General features: G+C 57.1%; 1 protein-coding gene. It reads left to right on the top strand.

Annotation, left to right across the window (positions count from 1 at the left end; translation table 11 throughout):
- Window positions 1–354: transposase (locus HMPREF2690_RS00850; RefSeq protein ID WP_210401371.1), on the top strand; the 354-nt coding region annotated here is incomplete at both ends.

Below are 354 nucleotides of genomic sequence, written 5' to 3'. Positions count from 1 at the left end.
ACCCCGGCGGGTACGCCTACCTGTCGTGCGACGCACTCACGATCAAGGTGCGTGAAGGCAGCCGGGTAGTCAAATGCTCCGTACTTTTGGCCACCGGTGTTAACGCTGACGGCTACCGGGAAATGCTCGGTATGCATGTTGCCACCACGGAATCCAACGCGTCGTGGAAGGGCTTCTTCCAGGACTTAAAAGCTCGTGGACTTCGCGGTGTCTTCCTTATCACCAGTGATGCCCATGAGGGCATCCAAGTGTTGCCCGATGCATCCTGGCAGCGGTGCCGGACTCATTTCGCGAAGAACCTCTACGAAAAAGTCCCGAAAACCCAGTGGCCGATGGTCTTAAGCGATGTTCCAG

Source organism: Corynebacterium sp. HMSC034E11 (genome assembly GCF_001835905.1).
Taxonomy (GTDB): Bacteria; Actinomycetota; Actinomycetes; order Mycobacteriales; family Mycobacteriaceae; genus Corynebacterium; species Corynebacterium coyleae.
The sequence above is the reverse complement of the archived record's forward strand: the minus strand, read 5'-3'. Positions and strand labels throughout refer to the sequence as shown.